Source organism: Streptomyces sp. NPDC006798 (assembly GCF_040635975.1).
GTDB lineage: Bacteria > Actinomycetota > Actinomycetes > Streptomycetales > Streptomycetaceae > Streptomyces.
Genome location: NZ_JBEYIS010000015.1, coordinates 106262 through 129542, shown reverse-complemented (window position 1 = coordinate 129542; position 23281 = coordinate 106262). Strand labels below are relative to the sequence as shown.

23 protein-coding genes and 1 tRNA gene are annotated in these 23281 nt (G+C 68.5%); 10 read left to right on the top strand and 14 right to left on the bottom strand.

The genetic code is table 11. The features are described from left to right. The first annotated feature begins 147 nt into the window (after positions 1-147). The 3 genes from ABZ714_RS13360 to ABZ714_RS13350 all read left to right on the top strand — a co-directional run bounded on the left by ABZ714_RS13360 (position 148) and on the right by ABZ714_RS13350 (position 4717). Positions 148-1131: an aldo/keto reductase gene (locus ABZ714_RS13360; RefSeq protein WP_358825318.1), complete on the top strand. Its 984-nt coding sequence runs from the start codon at positions 148-150 to the stop codon at positions 1129-1131. Beyond that, on the top strand, positions 1128-3638 hold the full coding sequence (locus tag ABZ714_RS13355; protein ID WP_358825317.1) for an AAA family ATPase: 2511 nt from the start codon (positions 1128-1130) through the stop codon (positions 3636-3638). The genes ABZ714_RS13360 and ABZ714_RS13355 overlap by 4 nt, the downstream gene beginning before the upstream one ends. A 152-nt stretch (positions 3639-3790) precedes the next feature. Next, positions 3791-4717: an aminoglycoside phosphotransferase family protein gene (locus tag ABZ714_RS13350; RefSeq protein WP_358825316.1), complete on the top strand. Its 927-nt coding sequence runs from the start codon at positions 3791-3793 to the stop codon at positions 4715-4717. An 88-nt stretch (positions 4718-4805) separates the two neighbouring features. On the opposite strand, the gene ABZ714_RS13345 is transcribed toward ABZ714_RS13350, so the two are convergent. Continuing rightward, on the bottom strand, positions 4806-5456 hold the full coding sequence (locus ABZ714_RS13345; RefSeq protein ID WP_358825315.1) for a hypothetical protein: 651 nt from the start codon (positions 5454-5456) through the stop codon (positions 4806-4808). 47 nt (positions 5457-5503) lie between these two features. Between ABZ714_RS13345 and ABZ714_RS13340 the strand changes: the two genes are divergently transcribed. Beyond that, positions 5504-5692, top strand: coding sequence for a DUF5703 family protein (locus tag ABZ714_RS13340; RefSeq protein ID WP_006350169.1), 189 nt, complete (start codon positions 5504-5506; stop codon positions 5690-5692). Between the two features lie 230 nt (positions 5693-5922). Here the strand turns inward: ABZ714_RS13340 and ABZ714_RS13335 are convergent, their stop codons facing one another. From ABZ714_RS13335 to ABZ714_RS13325, 3 genes are all read right to left on the bottom strand, one after another. Further along, positions 5923-6696, bottom strand: coding sequence for a chaplin (locus ABZ714_RS13335; protein WP_358825314.1), 774 nt, complete (start codon positions 6694-6696; stop codon positions 5923-5925). Between the two features lie 155 nt (positions 6697-6851). Beyond that, entirely contained in the window at positions 6852-7085 is a 234-nt protein-coding gene (chpH, locus tag ABZ714_RS13330) for a chaplin ChpH (protein ID WP_358825313.1), read from the bottom strand. A gap of 182 nt (positions 7086-7267) precedes the next feature. After that, complete coding sequence (locus ABZ714_RS13325) at positions 7268-8593, bottom strand: M20/M25/M40 family metallo-hydrolase (RefSeq protein WP_358825312.1); 1326 nt, start codon at positions 8591-8593, stop codon at positions 7268-7270. A gap of 175 nt (positions 8594-8768) precedes the next feature. On the opposite strand from ABZ714_RS13325, the gene ABZ714_RS13320 reads away from it, so the two are divergent. Further along, a tRNA-Leu gene (locus tag ABZ714_RS13320) sits at positions 8769-8856 on the top strand. A gap of 73 nt (positions 8857-8929) precedes the next feature. Here ABZ714_RS13320 and ABZ714_RS13315 read toward each other — a convergent pair. Both ABZ714_RS13315 and ABZ714_RS13310 read right to left on the bottom strand, forming a co-directional pair. Beyond that, the gene (locus tag ABZ714_RS13315) at positions 8930-10219 is read right to left on the bottom strand and encodes a hypothetical protein (RefSeq protein WP_358825311.1); all 1290 of its coding nucleotides are present in this window, start codon (positions 10217-10219) and stop codon (positions 8930-8932) included. A 3-nt stretch (positions 10220-10222) separates the two neighbouring features. Beyond that, a complete protein-coding gene (locus ABZ714_RS13310) occupies positions 10223-10789 on the bottom strand; it encodes a winged helix-turn-helix domain-containing protein (RefSeq protein WP_358825310.1) in 567 nt (188 codons plus the stop codon). Positions 10790-10950: 161 nt separating this feature from the next. Here ABZ714_RS13310 and ABZ714_RS13305 point away from each other — a divergent pair, with 161 nt between their 5' ends. From ABZ714_RS13305 to ABZ714_RS13285, 5 genes are all read left to right on the top strand, one after another. Continuing rightward, positions 10951-11118 carry a helix-turn-helix domain-containing protein gene (locus ABZ714_RS13305; protein WP_358825309.1) on the top strand — a complete coding sequence of 56 codons (168 nt, stop codon included), beginning with the start codon at positions 10951-10953 and terminating at the stop codon, positions 11116-11118. Positions 11119-11262: 144 nt separating this feature from the next. Beyond that, entirely contained in the window at positions 11263-12933 is a 1671-nt protein-coding gene (locus tag ABZ714_RS13300) for a hypothetical protein (protein WP_358825308.1), read from the top strand. Next, positions 12930-13232 carry a hypothetical protein gene (locus ABZ714_RS13295; RefSeq protein WP_358825307.1) on the top strand — a complete coding sequence of 101 codons (303 nt, stop codon included), beginning with the start codon at positions 12930-12932 and terminating at the stop codon, positions 13230-13232. The genes ABZ714_RS13300 and ABZ714_RS13295 overlap by 4 nt, the downstream gene beginning before the upstream one ends. Positions 13233-13326: 94 nt before the next feature. Next, on the top strand, positions 13327-13980 hold the full coding sequence (locus tag ABZ714_RS13290; protein ID WP_358825306.1) for a hypothetical protein: 654 nt from the start codon (positions 13327-13329) through the stop codon (positions 13978-13980). 61 nt (positions 13981-14041) lie between these two features. After that, entirely contained in the window at positions 14042-14590 is a 549-nt protein-coding gene (locus ABZ714_RS13285) for a hypothetical protein (RefSeq protein ID WP_358825305.1), read from the top strand. A gap of 202 nt (positions 14591-14792) precedes the next feature. Here the strand turns inward: ABZ714_RS13285 and ABZ714_RS13280 are convergent, their stop codons facing one another. The 8 genes from ABZ714_RS13280 to ABZ714_RS13245 form a co-directional block, all read right to left on the bottom strand. Then, positions 14793-15164: a hypothetical protein gene (locus ABZ714_RS13280; protein ID WP_358825304.1), complete on the bottom strand. Its 372-nt coding sequence runs from the start codon at positions 15162-15164 to the stop codon at positions 14793-14795. Next, positions 15157-17199 carry a peptidoglycan DD-metalloendopeptidase family protein gene (locus ABZ714_RS13275; protein WP_358825303.1) on the bottom strand — a complete coding sequence of 681 codons (2043 nt, stop codon included), beginning with the start codon at positions 17197-17199 and terminating at the stop codon, positions 15157-15159. Before ABZ714_RS13275 ends, ABZ714_RS13280 begins: the two co-directional genes overlap by 8 nt. 128 nt (positions 17200-17327) lie before the next feature. After that, the gene (locus tag ABZ714_RS13270; RefSeq protein ID WP_358825302.1) at positions 17328-17609 is read right to left on the bottom strand and encodes a hypothetical protein; all 282 of its coding nucleotides are present in this window, start codon (positions 17607-17609) and stop codon (positions 17328-17330) included. Between the two features lie 29 nt (positions 17610-17638). Further along, positions 17639-17992 (bottom strand): hypothetical protein, encoded by a 354-nt coding sequence (locus ABZ714_RS13265; protein WP_358825301.1) that lies wholly within the window; start codon positions 17990-17992, stop codon positions 17639-17641. Between the two features lie 56 nt (positions 17993-18048). Beyond that, complete coding sequence (locus ABZ714_RS13260; RefSeq protein WP_358825300.1) at positions 18049-19302, bottom strand: collagen-like protein; 1254 nt, start codon at positions 19300-19302, stop codon at positions 18049-18051. A gap of 48 nt (positions 19303-19350) precedes the next feature. Continuing rightward, a complete protein-coding gene (locus tag ABZ714_RS13255) occupies positions 19351-20283 on the bottom strand; it encodes a hypothetical protein (RefSeq protein ID WP_358825299.1) in 933 nt (310 codons plus the stop codon). A gap of 3 nt (positions 20284-20286) precedes the next feature. Then, positions 20287-21492: a hypothetical protein gene (locus ABZ714_RS13250; protein ID WP_358825298.1), complete on the bottom strand. Its 1206-nt coding sequence runs from the start codon at positions 21490-21492 to the stop codon at positions 20287-20289. Between the two features lie 67 nt (positions 21493-21559). Beyond that, complete coding sequence (locus tag ABZ714_RS13245) at positions 21560-23275, bottom strand: collagen-like protein (protein WP_358825297.1); 1716 nt, start codon at positions 23273-23275, stop codon at positions 21560-21562. Between the last annotated feature and the right edge of the window lie 6 nt (positions 23276-23281).

Below are 23281 nucleotides of genomic sequence, written 5' to 3'. Positions count from 1 at the left end.
TCAGTAACATCCCTGTGCCGGGGACTCTAGCGCGCCCGTACCGGATCCGTCAGGGCCCCGGGGGCCGCCACCGGGCCGGAGACGGGCGGTCCGGGGTTCTCCACAGCCCCTCTCCGCGTCACGTTCCGGCCAGTACTCTCAGCCCTCATGGAGCAGAGGCATCTCGGCCGTACCGGCCTGCGTGTGTCCCGGATCGGGCTCGGCACCCTGACCTGGGGCCGGGACACCGACGAGCACGACGCCGCCGAACAGCTGAAGGCGTTCTGGGAGGCGGGCGGCACGCTCGTCGACACCGCCGATGTGTACGGCGGCGGGGATGCCGAGTATCTGCTGGGACGACTGGTGGAGCGACTGGTGCCCCGGCGGGATCTCGTGCTGGCGACGAAGGCCGGCAGCGTGCCCGACCCGGAGCGCCGGTTCGACGGCTCCCGGGGCCATCTGCTGGCCGCCCTGGACGACTCCCTCCAACGGCTCGGTACCGACCACGTCGATCTGTGGCAGGTCCACGCGTTCGATCCGCTGACCCCGCTGGAGGAGACGCTCCAGGCCGTCGACATCGCCGTCAGCAGCGGCCGGGCCCGCTATGCCGGGGTGTCCAACTTCTGCGGCTGGCAGCTCGCCAAGGCCGCGACCTGGCAGCTCGCCGCGCCCGGGCCGCGTACCCGGCTCGCCAGCACCCAGATGGAGTACTCCCTGCTCCAGCGGGGGGTGGAGCGCGAGGTGCTGCCCGCCGCGCTCGATCTGGGGATCGGCCTGCTGCCGTCGTCGCCGCTGGGGCGCGGGGTGCTCACCGGGAAGTACCGCAGCGGGGTGCCCACCGACTCGCGGGGGGCCTCCGAGCGGCTCGGGGCCTTCGTCGAGCCCTATCTCGACGAGACCGCCGACCGGATCGTGGGCGCGGTGTCCACCGCCGCGGACGGACTGGCGACCACCCCCCTCCAGGTGGCGCTCGCCTGGGTCAGGGACCGCCCCGGAGTAGTCGCCCCGATCATCGGCGCGCGCAACGCGCGGCAGCTCGCGGAGGCGTTGTCGGTGGAGGCGCTTAGTCTTCCTGACGAGATCTGCCAGGCGCTCGACGATGTGTCGGCGCCCGTGCACCGCTATCCCGACCAGGACTGGAGCACGCTGTGACCGCGTCTTCCCGGGGGCCTCACCCCGAACCCCCGGCCGACCCCGAGGCCACCGCCGCCGACGCCGCCGACCAGGCGGACGGCCCCGGCGACGGGCCCGCAGCACCCGGCGCCGACGGCGACCGGAGCGACCGGTCGCGGTCCCACGCGCCGACCGGCCCGGCGGACGACTCCGACCACACGGAGAAGGACACCGCAGCCCCGGGGGGCGCGGCCGGATCCGGCGGCGAGCCCGGGGCGCCCGATGCGAACGGAGTCCCGGCGGACTCCCCCTCCCCGGCCGCCGAGTCGGCAGGGTCCGTCGGCGGGAGCGGCACGGAGGAGCCCGGAACGGACGGCTCCGGCTCCGGGGACGAGGACGCCGACGACCCGGCGGCCGCGAATGCGCCCGGCGACGAGCCCGGAGCATCCGGCGACGACGCCCCGGCGGACTCCGCGGAGACGGCGGCTACCGGAACGGACGCCAAGGGCGACCCGCCCGAGCTGTCGGAGGCTCAGGCGGAGCTGGCCGCGCAGCGGGAGCTGCGGGCCAGGATCGAACAGCGGAAGGCGGACCGCGGCGGTCCCGTGGCGAGCGGGGCCGGGCTCAGCGGCTCCGCGGCGGATCTGCTGGCCGCCGTACGGGCCGTGGAGCGGGGCGACCGGCCCGGCAGCGCCTTCTACGACACCCCCACCACCCGGCCCGCCGAACCCGCGGCGCCGGACGGGGCACGGACGGCCGCGCCCCGCCCGGCACCCGTGCCCGCCGCCCGCCAGGGCGCCGCACCCGATGTCGTAGCCGCCGTGCGTGCCGTCCTCGCGGCGGGGAACGGGCCCGAGTCCGCCGCTGTTCCGGCGGCCGAGGCGCTCGGCGAGCGGGCCGGCGCCGTGCTGCGGGACGACCCCTGGCGGCTGCTCTCCGTGCCCGGGATCCGGCCGGAGCAGGCCGACGGCTTCGCCCGCGCCCTGCTGGGCGGCGCCTGCGGGCCCGACGACCCGCGGCGGGCGGCGGCGCTGATCGCCTGGGAGCTGGAGCGGGCGGCCCTGCGGGGACATACCGCCGTCGACTCCGCCGAAGTACTCGGCGCGCTCGCCGACCGCTCCGTACCGGACCCGCGCGGCGCGCTGGACCGGGCGGTGGCCGAGGGCGTCGTCCTGGCCTTCGCCCCGGACGGCGGTTCCGGGGACGGCTCGGACGAGTCGCCGGATCCGGCCGCCTCCGAGGACCACGACCCGGCCGGAGGTGCCGGGGCGACGGAGGACGACCCCGGGCCCGAGGGCCCCGTACTGCTGGGCCTCGACCGGTACGCGCTGGCCGAGGAGAGCCTGGCCGACGGCCTGGCCCGGCTGGCCAGGGGCGGCCCGGAGCCCCGCTGGGATTCCGTGGCCGAGCCCACCGGCCTGACCCGCGCACTCGCCGCCAGCGGTCTGGTGGCGCACACGGGCGGGGAGGCCGCCCGGGCCGAACCGGCCGCGCTGGCCGGGCTCGCGCGCGAACTCGGACTGACCGCCGTCGTCGCCGCCCACAGCGAGCAGACGGCCGCGTCCGCGGATCCGGCGGGGGTCACGGTCGCCGCGCTGCTCTCGGGTACCGCGGGTCCCGGCCGGGACGAGGACGGCGCCTGGGCCCTCGATCTGCTGGTGGTCCTCGACGCGCCCCGGCTGGACACCGAGAGCGCCGCGATGCTGGTGGAGTCCCTGCCGGACGGGGCCCGGCTGGTGCTCAGCGGCGACCCCGGACAGCTCGGCCCGGCGGGCGCGGGCGATGTCTTCGCCGATCTGCTGGCCGCCGGGGTCTGTCCCCGGATCGCCTCCCGGGTCCCCGACCCGGGCCCGATCGGGGAGCTGGTCTCCGGGATCGGGGCCGGTGAGCTGAACCAGGTCGCGGCGCCCGGCAAGGACGTCGTGATCGTGCCGGTACGGGACGCGGGCGAGGCCGTCCACCGCACGGTCCAGCTGGTCGCCGACTCCATCCCCCGGGCGATCGGCGTGCCCGCCGACCGCACCCAGGTGATCACCGTCGGGCACGGCGGTTCCGCGGGCACCCGGGCGCTGAACGCGGCGCTGAAGACCCGGCTGAACCCGGGCCCCGGCCGCTTCGGCGGCTACGACCCCGGTGACCGGGTGGCGTACACCCCCGCGCCGGGCCGGACCGTGCCCGGGACGGTCGTCTCCGCCGACGCCGCGGGCCTCCGGCTCGACTGCGGGGGTACGGCGGTGACCGTGGCGAAGGAACGGGTCGAGGCCGAGCTGCGGCACGGCTGGGCCCTCACCGCCCACCAGGCGGCGGCCCTGCGCTGGCCCGCCGCGGTGGTGGTGCTCCCCGGGGACGCGACGGCGGCACTCAGCCGCCCCTGGGTGTACACCGCGTTCGGCCGGGCGGACCGCCATCTCTCCGTGGTCCACGGCGCGGAGGGCGCGCTGCCCCGAGCGGTGGCGACGATCCCGGCGCTGCCCCGCACCACCCGGCTGCGCCCCCTGCTGGCGGCCCTGCTCCAGGAGCCCGGGGAGGCGTCACCCGTCGGCTGACCGGCACCGGGGCACTTCCGGAAATCCAGCGGAGATCCGGCGGGCGATGACCTAGGGTCTTCCCATGCTTTGACGTATGCCCGAGGCCCGGGCACCCCCGGCGACTCCTTCGTACGACATCGGAATCCGATCTCCACGAAGGAGTACTTCTCATGACCACGTCGACCGTGATCGACGTCCCCGGCGCGTTCGTCGCGTCGTACGGCACCCAGGGCGCCCGGGCGCGCGCCTGGCTCGACGGGCTGCCCAAGCTCGGCGGAGCGTTCCTGGAGCGGTGGGAGCTGCGGCCGGACGGACCGGCCCGCTGGGGTATGGCGTCCCTCGCGCTGCCGGTACGCCGGGCCGACGGATCCCCCGCCGTGCTCAAACTGCAGGAACCCCGGGAGGAGACCTTCGGGGCGATCCCGGGGCTGCTGGCCTGGCGGGGCGACGGGATCGTCCGGCTGCTCGACCACGACGAGACGACCACGGTCCAGCTGCTGGAGCGGCTGGACGCGGAACGTCCGCTGTCGTCCGTCCCGGACGAGGAGTCGGCGGTCGGGGTCCTCGCGGGGCTGCTGGCCCGGCTGACGTCGGTACCGGCGCCCGCCGGGCTGCGGCGGCTGTCGGACATCGCCGCCGCGATGGTGGCCGATACTCCCGGCGCCGTACCGGCGTTGCGCGATCCGGCGGAGCGGAAGCTGGTGGAGCGCTGCGCGTCCGCCGTGGCCGAGCTGATGGGCGAGGCCGGGGACCGGCTGCTCCACTGGGATCTGCACAGCGGCAATGTGCTGGCCGGGGCGCGTGAGCCCTGGCTGGCGATCGACCCGGAGCCGCTGGCCGGTGACCCGGGGTTCGATCTGCTGCCCGGTCTGGACGACCGGTGGGCGGCCATCGCGGCATCGGGTGACCCGGCCGGGGCCGTGCTCCGGCGCTTCGACCGGCTGACCGAGGCGATCGGCGCGGACCGGCGGCGGGCCGTCGGCTGGACCCTGGGCCGGGTGTTGCAGAACGCGCTCTGGGACGTCGAGGACGGCAAGGACACTCTGGAGCCGACCCAGGTGCTGATCGCCCGGACCCTGCTGGAGCACCGGGGGTGATCCCACCCGCCCGGCTCCATCGGCCGTAGTACGGGCCGGGCCCCTCTCTCCCCGCACCGGGGAGAGAGGGGCCCGGGTCCGGCGCCGGTCAGCGGCGCAGTTCGTCCAGCTCTTCGCCCAGGTCGTCCTCGTCGAAGACCGCGCTCACATCGAATCGGCAGATCACCCGCTGGGCGTCCGCCTCGAAGGGGGCGGCCAGCCACTCACCGGCTTCCGGCAGCTCGTCGGCGGCACAGACCCAGAGTGTGGAGTCGCCCTCCTCCAGTCCGAACTCCTTGTGCCGGGAGGCGATCTCATCGGGTTCGTACTCGCCGAAGAGCACCCCCAGCGCCGTGTGCGCACTCGCCCCGGCACTCCGGCCGGTACCGTTCCCGGCGCTGTCCGCCGCCTCGACGTCGGAGACGCGCTGTGCCTGTGCGATCAGCCGCCGGGGTTCGACCACCGCGTAATCACGGCGGATCAGCACGCTCAGGGCGTTCGGTTCCTCCGGTCCTGCGTAGGGCGGCAGCGCGTCGTCCGCTCCGGGGATCTCGAAGGGCGTGACCTCGTCGTAGCGGTCGTAGAGGCATTCGTCGTACGCCTCCGCCGCCACGGCCAGGGCGTTGAACGCCTCGTAGACGGCCGGGTCGTCCTCTCCCGTGCGGTTCTCGACCGCCGTGAGGTGACGGTCCAGTGCGGCCTTGACCGCCTCGGCGGCGGCTCGTACCTCGGCAGCGGTGGGCTGCGCAGCATCAGACATAGGGAAGACGCTATCCGTCCCGGGCCCTTGCCCGCACAATAGATGCGATGCCGGAATACGAATTTGTCGACGTGTACGTCCCGCGCGGGGTCTCCCGCAAGGAGGCGACCCGCCTGCTCACGGACCATGCCGAGTACGGACACTGGGAGTTGGACCGACTGACGTTGCACCGGGACGGCAGCCGCAGGGTGCGGTTGCGCCGGCGCATCATCCGACAGCTGCGCGCGACCTGGTGATCGATACCGCCCGGTGAGCGGCCTCACCGGGCGGATCGGCACCTTCGCACCGGTCGATGTGACCGGTGTCGCACCGGCCCCGAACCGGTGTCCGGTGTGTACGAAAAGGGCCCCGCCTCGGCGGGGCCCGGTGAATCTCTCTGCTCCGGCTTCATGATGTCCGGCCCGTTCGGGCGCGGTCCCGTTCACGCGACCGCCGTACCTCGGAGGGATACGGGATCGCGGACCGGTCAGGCGGAGGCGCGTGCCCGCCGGTAGAGGACGGCGCCGCCGAGCAGCATGCCCGCGCCGACCGGGACGATCAGCCCCAGCGATCCGGCTCCGGTGTGGGCGAGTACGTCGTCGTCCGCCGGGGGACGCTCGGTGGAGCGGCTGGGGGCGGTGGGCTCGCGGTCGACCGGCTTGGTCTTCGTGGGCGGCTCGACCGGCTTGACGGGCTGAACCGGCTTGGTCGGCTTGACGGGCGTGACCGGCGGTTCCACCGGGGGCTTGGCGATGGAGCTGTCGTTGGCGCAGTTGTTGCCGAACGCCGGGTTGAGCAGGCTGATGACGTCCACGGTGTTGCCGCAGGCGTTGACGGGGACGTCGACGGGGGCCTGGACCGTGTTCCCGGAGCCGACGCCCGGGGAGTTGACCGCACCGCCGCTCGCCTGGGCGCCGCCGCCGCTGGTGGTCCCGGTGGGCAGATTGGTACCGGGGACGCCCGCGCCGGGGGCGGCGGGCGCGGGGGCGGGCTTGGCGGCCCCCGTTCCGGAGCTGCCGGTGTTGGCGCAGTTGTTGCCGAACGCGGGGTTGAGGAGGCCGACGACGTCGACCGAGTTGCCGCAGGCGTTGACCGGGACGTTGACGGGCACCTGGACGGAGTTGCCGGAGCCGACGCCCGGGGAGTTGGCCGTCGCTCCGTGCGCCCCGGAGTCCGCTTGCGCGTATCCCCCGCCCAGCGCGAGTGCCCCGCCCGCTGCCGCGGCCATGGTGATCAGGCCCTTACGCGTGACCTGTCGCATAGGTGGTTCCCTGCCTTACTTGATCTCAGGAATTCCGCCGGGCACGGGCGCCCGGGGCGGTAAAGCCGGGCGGTCCCGGAGTGCCTCGTTCGCCCTCCGGGACCGCCCCGCGTTCACGACCGGACCCCGAGGGTCCGGGACATGCCGTCCGGCATTCAGCCGTTGATGCAGGTGTTGCCGAAGGCGGGGTTCAGCAGGCCGATCACGTTGATGGAGTTGCCGCAGACGTTCACGGGCACGTGGACCGGGACCTGGACGACGTTGCCGGAGAGCACACCGGGGGAGTTCACGGCGGCACCCTGGGCGCCCGCGTCGGCCATGGCCACGCCCGCGCCGGCGAGCACCAGGCCACCCGTGGCAGCCGCGGCGGCGACGACCTTCTTGATCATTGTTCCTCCTAGTAGGCAATGCGATCCCAGCCGCGGACCGCATCACCTGTAACGAGGAGGACGACAGAGGGCTACGAGGCGTAAGAGACTTTCACTCTTTCCAGTCAGAGGCGCACAAAAGAACGATGGTCCCAGGAGTGGCCCGGACCGGGACCGGGCGCCCGAACCGGGCGCCCGGGGGCTCAGCAGGCGTCGAGGAAGCGGTCCAGTACGCGGACGCCGAACTTCAGCCCGTCGACCGGGACCCGCTCGTCGACCCCGTGGAACATGCCCGCGAAGTCCAGCTCGGGCGGGAGCTTGAGCGGCGCGAAGCCGAAGCAGCGGATACCCAGATCGTCGAAGGACTTGGCGTCGGTACCGCCGGAGAGCATGTACGGCACGGCCCGGGCGACCGGGTCCTCGGCCCGCAGCGCCGACTGGATGGCGTCCACCAGATCTCCGTCGAACCCGGTCTCCAGCGCCTTGTCGGCATGGACGTCCTCACGGCGCACCCGGGGGCCGAGCAGCCGGTCGAGGTCGGCCAGGAACTCGTCCTCGTACCCCGGCAGGAACCGTCCGTCGACATGGGCGGTGGCCTGGCCGGGGATGACGTTCACCTTGTATCCGGCGCCCAGCATGGTGGGCGCGGCGGAGTTGCGCAGGGTGGCGCCGATCATCTTGGCGATACCGCCGAGCTTGGCCAGGGTGGTGTCCATGTCCTCGGGGTCGAGCGGGGTGCCGAGGGCGTCGGACAGCTCGTCGAGGAAGGACCGCACGGTGGGTGTGACCCGGACCGGCCAGCGGTGCCGCCCCAGCCGTCCCACGGCCTCGCACAGTTCGGTGATCGCGTTGTCGTCATTGGTCATGGAGCCGTGTCCGGCGGTGCCGTCCACGGTCAGCCGCATCCAGTGCATGCCCTTCTGGGCGGTCTCGATCAGATAGAGCCGCAGGTCCTCGTTGACGGTGAAGGAGAACCCGCCGACCTCGCCGATCGCCTCGGTGACGCCCTCGAAGAGGTCGGGGTGCTTGTCGACCAGATGGCGGGCGCCGTAGGTGCCCCCGGCCTCCTCGTCGGCGAGAAAGGCGAGGACCACGTCGCGCGGGGGCTTGCGGCCGCTGCGCAGCCGGTCGCGGACGACGGCGAGGGTCATGGCGTCCATGTCCTTCATGTCGACCGCGCCCCGGCCCCAGACGCAGTCGTCGGCGATCTCGCCGGAGAAGGGGTGGTGGGTCCAGTCGTGGGCGTTGGCCGGGACGACGTCCAGATGCCCGTGGATCAGCAGCGCCGGGCGGGAGGGGTCTTCTCCCGAGATCCGGGCCACCGTGGAGGCGCGGCCGGGGTGGGATTCGATGATCCTGGGTTCGAGACCCACCTCGGCCAGCTTCTCGGCCACGTACTCGGCGGCCCCCCGCTCCCCCGGTCCCGAGTGGTCGCCGTAGTTGCTGGTGTCGATCCGGATCAGCTCACGGCACAGATCCACGACCTCGTCCTCGCCCGAGACGGTACGGGCCTTCGTCGGCTCGCTCACGCTGATTCCTCCCGCTGTCGCTGGTGGTACCCGCTCATCCTCCCGCGCCTGGCCCGCTCCCCCAAGACACCCCCGGCGGTAAGCGCCCTCCGGGTGGAAGGGGTGATCGGGGACCCCTGATTGTTTGCTATGGTTTTCCACGTCGGAACGGCCCAGGCCGAACGGCAGACACCTGGTCCGGGTGGCGGAATGGCAGACGCGCTAGCTTGAGGTGCTAGTGCCCTTTATCGGGCGTGGGGGTTCAAGTCCCCCCTCGGACACCAGCTAAGACCCCTGTTGATCAGGGGTTTTTTTGCTTTGCAGGGTAGCCGTGTGACCCGCAGCGTGACCCGCGCATCAGCGAGTTTTTTGAACCAGCCCACCCAGGTTGATCCTGCCGGCGCTCGACGCGGCCAGCTTCTTCGCTCCCTCGGCACGGCGACGGCCATACCGGGTCATCGTGTAGCCCGGCGAGTGGTGCCGGGCGTTGGCCGAGACCTCTACCGGGTTCTCGTGGGCGTCCAGATCATTCGTGATCTTCGAGGCCCGCCAGTCGTGCAGGCGGAAGTCCTCCGGGAGACCCAGACGAGTTCGAGCGGTCCGCCACCGAGCGGAAACCTTCTCAGGGTCCTGTGGCCCGCCGGCCTCTCCGCGGTACAGCTTGAAGCCGTCCCGCGCGAACACCAGGTCATGGTCCACCCAGAGATCACCGAGGCGTTCCTTCTCCGCCTGCTGGCGCTCCCACTGCCACTTCAGGACGTTCATCAGGGCTTGGTCGACATAGATCAGAGCGCCGTCGTCGCCGTCCTTCGTCAGCTTCCGCAGCCGGTAGGTGTTGCCCTCCTCGATCACGACCCAGGCCAGTTCGATGGCGCATTCGTCCCAGCGGATGAGCGACCACTTCCACCCCAGCACCTCGCTGCGGCGGCACGAGGTCGCCGCGTAGGCCGTCCACAGCGGGGCGTCCCGGAGGCAGTGGTGGTTCAGTCCGCCGTCGCAGGCCCGGTTGCCGCACGGCGTCCAGATCTTCTTGAGGAAGTGCGCGGTCTCGCTGTCGTTGAGGGTGGGGAAGTCCGGCGTGGCCGCCTTGATCTGCCGCTCAGTCGGTGGGTTGGCCGTATGCGCGGGGTTGGCCGTGAGCAGCTTCTTCGGTCCGGTGACGGAATCGAGCGCGGCCGAGATGATGTTGTGGATGTGGCGGACGCTCTTGGGGCCGAGCGGCTTGCCGTCGTTGGCCTCGATAGGCGTCGACTCCAGCAGCTTGTAAAGATCGTCAAGGCGGTCGTCCGTCACCTCCGCGACCTTCTCGGTTCCGATGTGGGGCTTGATGTGGAGGCGGATCTTCGGTTCGTACCCCTCTTTGGTGGTGCCCTCCCCGCGGTGCTTGGCGAGCCAGCCGTCCAGGAGCTGCCCCATAGTCATGTCCGAGCGGGGGGCGAGATTGCCCTCTTCGCGGTCGGTGTGCCACTTGCGCAGCGCCTTCTCCGCTGCGGTCTTGTTCTTGAAGTCTCGGCCTATCCAGTACCGGTCTTCCTTCCCGGTGGCCGGGTTGATGTGGCGCGGTGTCCTTACACCCCAGGTGTTCGGGCGCCCCTCCCTCTTGATCTCAACGGGCGTGCCGCCGAGACCGTTACCGCGTCGTGCCAACTGCTAGTTGCCTTCCTCGTCGTTGTTGTTCCGCCATGCCGCCAGGACGGCCGATGCTTTCTCGGTGAGGCCCCCGTCCCAGAGGCCCATCTCCTTGGCTCGCCTGATGCGGTCGGACATGGTGCCCTTGCTGATTCCGAGCCGGGCGGCGAGTTCGCCCTGTGGGGCAGTGGTGCCCGTCGCGTGCATCCGGGTCAGCTCCCCGACCAAAAGGGCGTAGTCCTCTTCGGTGCGGCAGCGGGCGGGCACCGGGTAGGGGGTGTTCATCGCCCGGTCGCCCTGTTGGGCGAGGGCGGCACGGGCGCCGGCCTTGATCTCGGCGAGTGGGATTTGGCGGAGCAGGCTGGCCGGGATGCCATCCGTCTCCAGGGCCTCCGCCATGGCGCGTGTGATCTCCTCGCCGCTCCCGCCGACCGTGAGGCGGATCGACAGTTCGGAGGGGCCGGTGAAGGGCGCGGCCACGGGACAGTGCGCGGTGACGAGCCAGGGGCCGTACGTGCGGTGCCAGACCAGCTCGGCGCCTTCGCGCCGCCACTGCTGACCGGGTTCTTGTGGTGTTGGTGTGCTCACGGTGCAGACACTAGCAGGATCGGAACAGAATGCATCGAGTTCCGAACTGTGACGAGCGCCACCGTTCGGAACCTGGCGCAACGAGTTCGGAATGAGTAAGACTGATGGCACACCGGACAGCAGCGGGCCGAAAAGCGCCGCACTCGCAAGCAAGGAGACCCGTGCGGGCACCACTTATGACGATCGAAGATGTTGCCGAGTACCTGAAGAAGCCCCGGTCGTGGGTGTACGGCAACTGGAAGGCGGAGGAGATCCCCTTCCGGAAGGTGGGGCAGTCGCTCCGCTGCCGCCCGAACGACCTCGAACGGTGGCTCGACCGCGACGACTGAGGGCGCGCGGCGCCCGCCCGGGGGGCTTTCTTTGTTTTTTTGATTCCTGGGGGTGATCACACACCTCTTCCCCGACGACCCAAACGTCCTGCTTCGCACGCTTGTCCCAGTTCACCCAGAGTCCACATTCAAAGGGGGAGGCAGATGCCTTCACAGCGCTCCACGGCAACCATCCGGAAGACCCTCAATGTCGATGTCCTCGGTGTTGGCAGGGTTGGTCTGGCGATGAATCTGACCGGACTCGAACACTTCATCGAAGACGTGCAGGCGTGGATTAGGTCAAACACCTCAGTGTCGGACAGGACCCTCCAGACCGCGGACTATGCTCTTCTCCTGCAAGAAATGAAGGAACAAGCGGAAGGGGCGCCGGTGAGCGTCGGCAACGCCATCCCGAACGAAATCAAGAAGGGGGACGCGGACGTCGATCCCGTAGACGCCGAACTGGAAGAACTCCCCTACCGAACCCCTGTGGAGGGGCCGGCCGGACGCCCCTGGTTGGACCGGGCCGCCCACCACGGCATCGCCGGGGAGATCCTGGACTACGTCAGCTCCGATGTCGAAGCGGATCCGGCGGGCATCCTCGCGACCATGCTCAGCGCTTTCTCGTGCATGGTCGGACATGACCGCGTCGCACGCGGACCGGTGAAGCAGCACATCAACGTGTGGCACATCTTGATCGGCGAAACCGGCGACGGCCGCAAGGGGACAGCGGCCGACCGAGCTATGGAGGTGATGCGACGCGTCTCATCTGACTTCTTCAAGTCCAACACCACCTCGTCGCTGTCTTCCGGTGAAGGGCTGATCTACTCGGTACGCGACGGGATGGACGGCGATGAGATCGCCCGGCGCGAGGAGAATGGTCAGAAGGTCGACTACGGAGTCGAGGACAAGCGCCTCCTGGTCCAGAGTTCCGAGTTCGCCACGATCATGCAGAAGACTCAGGGCAGCACCCTGGGGCCGGTCCTGCGGGACGCCTGGGACGGTAAGAGCCTCAACATCCACTCGATGGACGCCGAGGTTGCCAGCAACCCACACATCACGGTGCTGGGCCATGTGACACCGCAAGAGTTCGCCGACCGGCAGAAGAGTTCGGAGATGGCGGGTGGCACCTGGAATCGCTTCTTGCCGATCTTCGTGCACAAGCCGCACGAGATCCCCTGGCCGGAGGAACCGGAAGGGTGGGACGAGGAGCTGGCCGAGTTCGCCGACCGGCTGCGTACCGCCGCGTTCAAGGCGGGATCGCAAGGAGCTGTCGTGGAGTTCAGCAGGGAGGCCCAGATTTTCTACCGGAAGGAGGTCTACCCGCAGTACGCGGACGCCTCCGGCGACTCCGAGACCATGAAGCAGTTCACCCAGCGACGCCTACCTCATCTCGTCCGGGTAGCAGGGACCTACGCACTCATGAACGGCCGTTCCCTGGTCTCGCTGGGCGACCTCAAAGCGGCCAAGGCTGTGGTGGACTACGCCATCGAGTCTGCCCGTTTCGTCCTCGCGTCCCACACTCCCGGGGGCCGGTCCGCAGCCCAGTCCGCAGAAGCGCGCGAGGCCCGGGACAAGCAGATCATGCATGACGCACTCAAGGCCGCCGGTGAGGAGGGTGTGGGCAAGAGCGTCCTCCAGCAGGAGATCTTGGGGTACCGCCGCAAGAAGGCCGAGATCGAGTCGTTCGCCAACGACCTGGGGGCGGTCATCGTCAAGCTCCCCAGCACGGGTGGACGTCCATCGGAACGCGTCTACCACCCCGACCATGCACCCGTGACCACCACGGCGACAGTTGGCAAAGCCAGGACACCCGGAGACAACGCAAACAAGTGAACGACGACAACACCAGCAAACAGGACCCCGTGCTCGCTCGAACCGCCAAGGCCCGCGCAGAGCGCACCGACGAACAGAACTGGGACGCGCTACTGGAACAGATCGGCCGCGTCGCCCGCCACGACTACGAGAGCAGTCGTGAAGACCACCAGAAGGCCATGGAACTCCTCTGGGAGCACTTCGAGAATCGGGGGACCTGGCTCGCAGACCGCTACCGCGAAGCCCGGCACATCCGCGACGAAAGCGATCTCGGCATCTTCGTGAAGGTCTACGAGAGCACTACGGGCCTCACCCGCTAGCCCCTGCCATCAAGAGCGAAGGGTGGACACCGCTCGGCGGTTCCACCCTCTCTTCAGCCTGCCACTTGACATTCATAATCCAAAGAAAGGCTCCATGAGCACGAAGAAGGAACCCGGAAGTCTCATCGTTCACACTCTGGAGAAGGCATGGCGAGACATTCGCAAGCGTCACCCCGATGTACCTGGCGTCATCTTCATCATCGGCAAGGGAGTCGATGGGGCCAATGTCACCTGGGGTCACTTCCATGCGAACCAGTGGCTCACCGAAAACGGCCGAGTGCACGAACTGTTCATCTCGGGCGAGGCCCTTAACCGGGAACCGGAAGAGACCATGACGACCCTCCTCCATGAAGCCGCCCACGGCATCGGGTATGAGCGGGGCGTCAAGAACACCAGTCGAAGGGGGCAGTATCACAACCAGAAGTTCGTCCAGCTCGCCATGGAGCTGGGACTCGGCTGGCCTGACGGGCGGGCCCCCGACACGACGCGGGGATTCTCTGCCGTCACGATGAAGCGGGAGACCGTCACTCGGTACGCGTCCACCATCAGGGCGCTGCGCGCGGGCCGGGCAGCGTGGCGGGAGCTGGTCATCGCGCCCGCCGACGAGGCGAAGCCGAAGTCGAAGAACACCAAGCCGAAGGCGGCTTGCGGCTGCCCCGACCGGTACATCTGGACCGCGCACCGGACCCTCGAAGAAGCTCCGGTGATCTGCGGCGAGTGCGGGGCGGAGTTTGAGATGGTGGCGTAGTTGTCGGACCCGTGCTGTAGAAAGGGAACCTCACTGTCGACCCGCCGCACGGGAGAGAAGCATGACCGTAACGGCAGCGCCTTCGGCTGAAGGCGGGAACACCCCCGCGACGGCCGAACCACCTCAACTCCCCGCCAATGAACCAGCCACAGACGGTTCACAGGCACAGCAGGAAGAGGAGAGGGCCCGCCGGGAGGCCAAGAAGCACGCGATCCTCCAGTTCGTGATGTGGCTCGTCTTCGCCGTGATCTTCGCGGTACCTCCCACGGCTATCCAGTACTTGAACGGTCGTCAGACGGTGGGGTACGAAGCGCCTGGTTTTCTGGAGATGGCAAGCAAAGCCCAGCTCTACCTCGTGGCCATGGGGCTGACCGCGCAAGCGCTGGGCCAGGCGATTGGGCACCTCCTCAAGGCGGCGTCGTTCAGGTTGGCGTTGATCACGGTGGCCAACGCGCTGGTCCTCGTCGTGGCAGCTCTCCTCGCCTCCACAGCGGACGGACCGAATAAGATCGCCTCGGTGGTTGGGCAGCAGTCGCTCATGCTCTTCGTTGCGGCACTACTCTCTGCTGGTAGTAGTACATGGATTTGCGTAGGAGGGACACGGTCATGAGCGATTGGATCTTGTCCCTCACTGCCCTACTCGCCTCCTCAGCCTCCGTTTCATTGGCGCTGATGGGGCCGGAGCGCGCGCAGCGATGGTTGCGCAGATTGAGCTATTGGCGGACCGGGGACCGGACTCCGCCAGAGTGAACGAGAAAGAGCCCCCCGGCTTGACAGGATGACCGAGTCATCTCGCCAGTCGGGGGGCTTTTTTATCGGGTCACCTGGAAGGTGCCGGTGTCGAGGTCCACGTCGGTGACCTTGGGTATCTCCTGAGTGGAGCCGCTAGAGGGCGACGGCTTCCGCAGCGCCGCGTTCTCCTCCAGGAGAAGAAGGAGCTGCCGGTCGAAGCCCTCAAGGTCGGGCGTCTCCTCCAGAGCCTCTTCCGTCTTGCGGTCCTCGATCTTCTGGGCCTGGTAGCCACCGAGCAGTGCGGTGGCCACGACGCCGAGGATCGCTTCCTGGGGCAGGCCCGGGACGTACACGGCGAGCAGTGCGAGGAGCGCACTCACGAGGCCGAGTGTCTTCGCCGGGGTCGCCTTGAGCTTGTCGAGCATGATGTTCCCTTCTGTTCTGTCAGCCACGGAGGTAGGTCATAGGGTCGACGGCGACGCCGTTCACGATGAATTCCAGATGCAGGTGCGGGCCGGTCGAGTTGCCGGTGGAGCCGACTGCCCCGATCGCGTCACCGGCCTGAACCGTCTGGCCGACGCTGACCCCGATCGCGGACAGGTGCGCGTAGCGCGTTCGCACTCCGCCGTCGTGCTCGATCACCACGGACTGCCCGTAGGCACCAGCCCAGCCCGTTTCAACGACCTTGCCCGCGCCGGCCGCCACGACGGGTGTGCCCTGCGGGGCGGGGAAGTCCGTGCCGGTGTGCTGACCGGAGGCCCACATCGAGCCCTTCGTGCCAAACGCTGTGGCGGGCTCGGTCGAAACGGGCGTAACCCAGCCGGAGGACGGGGCGACCGTCTCGGCGGGTGTCTGTGGTGCCGGAGCGATTGGCTGGTCCTTCGCCGGGTCGTACGGCTTGGCGTGCCGACCGCTGGAACCCCCGGAGAACTCCACGACGAGCTTGGCCGCTGCCAGCTCGAAAGTTGCCGGTGCCATCGGCGAGCCGGACCGCTGCACCTTGTGCGACGCCTCCCACAGCAGCATCGACTTCCAGTCTGGAGCGGCCTGCTTCAGCGTGGTGAAGAACTTCGTCGCCGCGTAGACCGGATCGGTCACCTGGGCGTGAGTGCCCCAGCCCTGGCTGGGCCGCTGCTGGAACAGGCCGGCGGAGTCGAGATGCCCCCCGGGCAGGTTCCGAAGGCGGCTCTCCTGGTAGGCGGTGGCGATGCCGATGACGGCTGCGCGGGGCCCGTCCTGGCGGCCGAAGGCAACGAGGGCCTGGTCGTAGATCACGCGGGCGTTCGCCCGCTCGTCCGCGGTGAGAGGGCGGTCCCATCCCCGCTGAACCACCGGCGGCTTGAACGGCATGACATCGGCCAGGCTCACGGATACGGTTTCCGGGGCCGGGGTGCTCGGCGTGGACGGGACCGGGGCGGGCCGAACCGGCTTGGACGGCTTCGGGGAGTTGTTCGTCTTGCAGGAGCAGGGCACGGACTTGTTGACCGTGTCGGGCACCCGCACGTCGCCGGGGAGATGTACGTGCTGGCCGGAGTGAATCAGGTTCGGGTCCGGCCACCGGTCGGTGTTGAGATCCATCAGGGCCTTGAGGGAGACGCCGTGCTTCACGGCGATACCTGACAGCGTGTCGCCCCTCTGAACCTTGTACCGCGTGGTCGCGCGGTCCGTTCCCGATACTCCCGGCTTCACGGTCGGGTTCTGCTGCGTCCGAGCCGGGGCTTGCGACTCGGTGACCGGGGTGCCCTTGTCCGGCTCGGCCGGCGGGGTCGAGCGGGGTGTGGCGGCGGTCGACTTCGGAGTGGTCACCCCCTTCTTGTCGGGGATGTTCAGCTCCTGCCCCTCGCGGATCAGGTCAGCGTCCTTCACCTGGGGGTTGGCCGTCAGCATCTCGCCGAGGGTGACACCGAGGAGAGCGCAGATCCCCAGGAGGGTCATGCCGCGCTTGACGGTGATCTTTCCCTTGACCGGAGGCTTCTGGCCCCCGCCGACACCGGGGAGCACAGTGGTCTGGTCGTTGGGAGCCGTCTTGTACGACGGCCGCGCGAATCCGTGGATCTTGGGGTTGCCGGCCTCGGTCCACTTCTCGTAGACGCCGTTCCCGTTGTAGTAGGCGCCGCCGAAGGTGCCTCCGGTGTTGCCGCCAATGACCTTGATCTTGGTTCCGGAGACCTCGGTCACCAGGTCCACATGCGTGCCGCCGGACGGCCCGTACATCACCAGGTCACCGGGGCGCGGCCCGGAGCGGTGGAATTGCTTGCGCTGCTTGAACCAGTTGGTGCACGCGAGGCAGCTCGCGGTCAGCGGGACCACGTCGGTGTTGCCGGTCTTCACCGCCAACCAGGAGATCCAGGTCTGGCACCAGGGCTGGTTCTGTGCCCAGGCGAGCCCGGGTACCTCCGGTGGGTACTTCGTGTGGTTGTTGCGGCCTTCGCGGTAGCCGAGCTGGGTTCGTGCCTTCTCGATCATCGACCGTGCGGTGTTCGCCACTCAGCCTCCTCTCTCGCCCCGTGGGACATGCCGAGGGCCGCCCCGGCGGGGACGGCCCTCGTCTTGTTGGTTCGGTTCGCGGTTGATCCGGATCCCGGTCGGCGGGTCCGGTTGTTGTGCAGCGCTGATCAGTCCTCGTCGGGCTTGACCGCGGTCGTCTGCGGGGTGACACCGAGCGCCCGGAGCTGGTGCTCGAAGTCGGCGGCGACCCGCCGCCAGTAGTCGGCTACCTCCTGCATCTGCCGAAGGGCCTCCTGGGCTTCCTTCCGCCATCGCTCCAGATCGGTGATGTGCTGCGCCCGCGCCTTGTTGAAGGACTCCTTCTTCGACTGAGCTGCCTTGACGACGACACCCAGAGAGGCGAGTCCGCCCGCTCCGAAAACGGCGATGACGATTTCCAGAATCTGCATTTCCACCCCCTTCGAATCCGTTGGATCCGTTACTTCCCCAGGTACTTCATGGAGAAGGTTCCGTTGCCCGTGTGGCTCGGGTCGGCACCGGTGATGTTGACCCGGGCCCACACTTGAATTTGATCCCCTGCGGTGAGGGAAACATTGCTGTTGGTCATGGCCTTGGACTTCGTCGTCGTCCCGGCGTTAGCGGTGTAAACCTCCGCTACGACGGAAATCGTCTGGGAACCGCGCAGGCAGTTGATTCCGCTGCGGATGCCTGCGTTGAAGATGCCTGAACACTCGACCTGGGAAGTCACGGAGTACCGGCCTGTGACCTTCACAGTCCACGAAGTCTCGCCGGTAAGGGTGATGCGGTCCTGCTTGGAGGGGGACCACTTCACCGGGGCCGCGGTATTGGTCTTGAACGGGCCGACCTTGGACTTTGCGCCGGCCTCGATTATTTTGGGATCTTCGCCACCTCGGCCTTCAACGCGTTGAGGGCCGCTTCGAGGGTGGCGATGGTCGAATCCTGGTTTCTGTCCTTGGTCTGGAGGGCGCTGTCGGTCGCCCGGGTCTCCGACATGAATGCCTCAAGATCCGCTGGGATTCCGGGATTGCTCTCGATGGCCGTGATCTTTGATTCCTGGGTGGTCATCCATTCCCGGAGGTTCGTCCCGCCGACAAAAGTGTTTCCGGCGCCGCTCACTCCGAAAGCCATGCTCGAATTGGAGTCGATTACCTGAAATGGATAGATGGCGTCCCCGGGCTGCGAGGTGACCCGTACGGTGGCGCTCCGATATGAGGGTGTTTCCGGGAGGCGTCCCACCTGGAGATACGGCACGCCGGGGGCCTTGTAGATCCCGGCGGGGGCAGCGACCTGGACCTCACCGGCCGCATTCTGCATACCCGCGGTCTTCCGCTCGACCGAGGCGATCCGCGCCTCGTGGGCGGCATCGGTCTGCTCACTCTGCATCACCTTGCTGGACAGGACGGAGAGACGGGTCTCACCGCCGTTGTCGAAGACATGCAGACCACCGCCCTGCGAGTACAGGATCGCCGTTCCGGGCACGGGCCTGGGGGGTGGGTTCTCGGTGTCACGCAGAACGATGGTGCCGCCGTCCACTTCGAGGTTGCCGACCGGGTCGACCTTGGCGACGGCGTGGCCAGCGGGGTTGTGCACGGACAGCGCGGGGACTGTTTCGTCGGTCTGCTGGAGGACGGTGGATCCCTGCACCACGAGGTCACCGTCGATGCGGGCACCGCTGTTCGCCGCGATCGAGCCAGGGGGGCCTTCGGGGCCGGGTACTCCCTGCGGGCCCTGCGGCCCGGGGGCTCCGGTGTCGCCCCTGTTGCCCTGGGGACCGCGTTCGCCCGGGATGCCGGGCTCCCCGTCGAGACCAGGCTCTCCGGGAGGCCCTGCCGGGCCGGTGTAGAACACGGTGGGGGTGTCCAGGTTGGATACGTTCTGAAGATCCTTGACGTTCCATTCTTCCTGGTTGGTGGGGACCTCCACGAAGTACCTACGGACGGGCAGGCCCGCGATCTCCTCGATCACCTCGTACGACAGGCCGCCCAGAACCTCGGTGTGAAAGGTGCCGGTGACATCGAGGTCGGTCACACGGGACGAGCCGCCCACGAGACTGTGGCCGAGCCGGTGAACCTGCTTCTCGGGGACCATGAAACGCACACGGCCCCGGTGGGGCTCGCCCATGGGATTCAGGTACGTTCCGCGGATCTTGACTATTTCCAAAGGGGCTCCTTATCCGGGGCCGGGTTCTCGATTCAGGCTGTAGACCCGGGCGCCCCAGTCGTCCTGGCGGTGGGTGCCCTTGGCGGGATCGTGTTTGAGGTCGAGCAGCGCCCCGTTGGACGCGGTCTTGTAAACGCTGAAAGCGACGTCCGGAGGCCGGATCTGCGCTTTGTCTCGTGTGCGGGACCCGCTGCCGGCTCCGTTCTCGCCGAGCAGGTCATCGTTCATGGACCGGGCCCACACCACGAACCAGCGCCGTGAATCGATCTGCTGCGAGGGGTGGAGGCCGTCATCGAGGCTCATGTGCTGCCACTCCATCTCGAAGCGGTGGAGCTTGTTTGCCGTACCGGCCTTGAAAAGGAAGTTCGGTCCAAGACCGTTGATGTCCGGCCGCCATTCCGGCGGGGACGCCCCGTGCTCGCGGGTGACGCCCACACCGATCTGGTGGTGCGGCGAACCGGCGAACTCGAACTCCAGCTTCAGCAAGTCCGTGCGGCTGCCATGGGCCTGGACGACGTACCAGGGTCGCCAGCCGTCCGACGCGACCAGCGCCCGCCACTGGTGGGCCGTGACGTTGTAGGAGAGGGCGCGCGACGTCCATCCGCCGAGGGTGGCGCCCACGCTCAGGCTGGGCTTCTTTACCCCGGTCACGAATGCACGGCTGGCCGACGCCGAGGTGAGGGCTGTCGCCGTCGTGACGCCAGGGGTACCGACGGAGCCGTGGGCTGACACGCTCGTCGGGTAGTTGACGGACACGCTCCCGCTGAACTGCTGATGCCTGAGTGGCTGCCAGGCGGCGAGGTAGGCCGAGGCGGCGACCTGCACGACCGGATAGCGGTCGATCGTCGCGTCCGGGGGCGGGAACTCCAGACTGCGCAGGCGCTTTTCGATGAGTGCGAGTGAGTTGTCGAGCCCGCCCGCGTAGGCGCGTTCATTGGCCATTAGTCACTCCCACTTCCCCTTTTGGAACAATGTCTCCTGGACGAGCGTCAGTTCGCATCGGTCTGATCCGTCCCCCTCGACCTGGACGCGTGCCTCCGTGACGACAAACGGTTCTTCGACTGTCAGGAATCCGGTGTCCGCCTCCACACGGACCTTGATTCCTAGATTCGGGTCCAGAAGCTGAGGGTCGGGGTATGCGTTCGGGTAGGTGATAATCCGGGGCACCCTGATTCCCCTGGCTCCGAATGCCAGTTGAGTTTCTGCACGGGAGTCCAGCACCCTGGAATCCCCGACACTGTCGTAGCGGCCCACCACGTCCCGTACGGGAACCTCGCGGCGGAGGAGAGTGTTATCCCTTCGGCGCCGCACGGGCAGGTTCCCGCTCCTCCCGATCGCGTACGAGACGTTCGTGACCTGTGAGCCGTCGAAGTAGATTTCCGGGATCTCGCAGTTGATCCGGTCCTTGAGGGATGGCACTGCGGCCCAGACCGGGGTGCGGTCCTTGGTGCTCCGTACGACGTGCCGCAGATGCTCGTCCTCTGTGCCCTCGTTGACGATGCGCGAGTCCACGGTCAGGAAGAAACCGGAGAGGTCGTCAGCCATGTCGTAGAGGTCGCTGGCGACCTCGCGCCACTCGCCGGGCCCTGCCTGCCAGTCCCGGGTGCGGCCGGTGGCCGCGGCGTCGGTCTCGGTGTTGATGCCCCAGTTCCGGTTGCCGCTGAGCACCACCTGACGAATGATCTCCGCTTGCTCGATGTCGGTGATCCGGCCGGTGTGGTGCCGGTTCTCCCAGAAGGACAACCAGTCGCGGGCGGAGAGTTGGAGTACCCGGGTCTCCAGGTCCATCCGCATACTCCAGATGATCCCGGCCCACACGAGTTGGCTCTCCTCCCGGCCGCTGCCCGGATCTTCCGACGTGCGGACGATCCCCAAGCAGTAGCGGTACGGCTCGATGTCGGCGAGTCGACCTAGGGTCGGGCGCCATTCTTCGGGGCCGTCGAGCGGGATGGTCACCTGTGCCTGCCCGATCGAGTCGAGCCTGCGTGAGTAGGTGATGTCCACGGCTGGCACTCCGCGGGCGACGATGTACGGGTGGAAGCCCTTGACCTTGAGACTGTGTGTTTTGTGGAGCTTGTGGGCGGGGTCGTCGTACCGCCAGTCACCCATGGGCTTCCAGCGATAGATCCGTATCTCGTAGGGGTGGCGCAAACCCCTCCTTCCGTGCGAAGGAGTTGCCCTTCACGACTTTCTCTGTCTTCCGATTTCCCGGCGCGGGTCAGGTGACCTGAACCAGTGAGACGCCTGAGCTGCTGTCGTCCAGGACCGTCGCATCGCCACCAACGGAGCGCGCATAGGCGTAAACGCCGTCCCCCGCGTTGAGGTAGATGAGACCCGAGCAGGAGATTCGCCAATCACCGCTCGTCTCATGCGTCGAATGCGTCTGCCCCGAAACGATCTGATTGTCAGACTTACGCTTCACTTCGGCGAAAAAGGTTCCGCTGCGGGCGTACTTGCTGCTGCCGCTGACGGTGCACATGACCTGGTAGTAGCCGCTGACCCGAGCCTTTGCGACACCGGCCGGGTAGTCGAAATCCGCATCAGTGCCATACCACTTGCTCTTCAGTGGAATTGTCTTCCAGGCGCTTCCGACTGTCAGCTTTTTGAAGACGGCCCGCGAGTAGGCCGGGTTCCCCTGCTCGATGCCGCTCACGCGGGTAGCCAGCTTGGATATCTCGGTCTTCGTTCTGTTCACCTCGCCGGTCAGGGCGTCGGTGGAGGTTTTCGTGGCGGACGCGACCGAGGTCGCCTCGGTCGCCCTGTCGACGGCCTGCCGTCCGAGATCGGCCGCGGCCGTGATTTCGTTGACCACGTCCCGCTCGCCCACGTAGAGGCGGCCGGCGCCCGTCAGGCGGATATGGCCGGTGTACCCCTCCAGGCTCGACAGGTCGCCCTTCTCGCCCTTCTGGCCTTGGTCGCCCTTGAGTCCCTGCGGTCCGACCGGTCCGATCGGTCCGGTGTCGCCCGGGGGCCCCTGCGGACCCATCAGCCCGGCCAGTTCGACCCAGACGGCATCCCCGGACCCCTCGGTCGTCCCGGTGCCGTACTGCTTCTGCCACACGGAACCGTTTCCGGTGTGGAGGTACATGTCGCCCGCTGACCCTTCGGACTCCGAGGGCGCCGACGAGGAGGCGTACCATTTGTCACCGGACAGGGTGCCCATCGAGAGCCACTGGCCGCCCTGACGCTCGAAGAACTCGAAGGAGTGGGCCGACTCCGTGTTGGGATTCGGGGTGTGGGTCCGCTGGATGTAGAAGGTGCCGTCATAGGCATCCGCAGGTATGCCCGTGCCCTGCCGGATGGTCGAGCCGTCGCGGTGCCACTGGTAGTCCCCGCGGAGTATCCACCTCACTCCGGTCAGCAGGTCCATGTACTGGGTTCCCGGCCGGAAGAAGGTGCGCTGGCCGTCGTCGGTTGTCGGCGCTGCCGGGGGAAGCCCATCGCGGGCGGGGCCCGTCTTCGTGACCAGGTACTGACCCGTCGACGGGTGGAGGCGGTAGTCCTCGATCGCCCAGGTGCTCGGCGTCGGCCGTGAGAAACGGGCCACCACCAGGCTTGCGTCCGGGGCATCCGCCAGGGACGCGACGATCTGCGGCACGATGTCGACCGGCTTGCCCAGTCCGTGGAATTCGGGGCTGGTCACCGTGAGGACGATGAAGCCGCTGTTCGCGGTCGTATTGAGGGTGTACTGAAGCGGTTCGGTGCGTTCGACCCAGATGAGTCCCTGGCGGTTGTCCGCGTTGTTGTCCTTCACCCAGGCGCGGCCTGGTGCGATCAGGACCGCATTGGTGGCGCTCACGTGCGCGTCGACCAGGAATGATTCCTTGGTTTCGATTCCCTTGGCGAAGTCCATCATGCTGCCGAACATCCGGCGGAAGTCCTTCGCCGCGTACTTCGCACCGTTGGTGAAATTGACATTTACAACATCAGTCATGTGCTG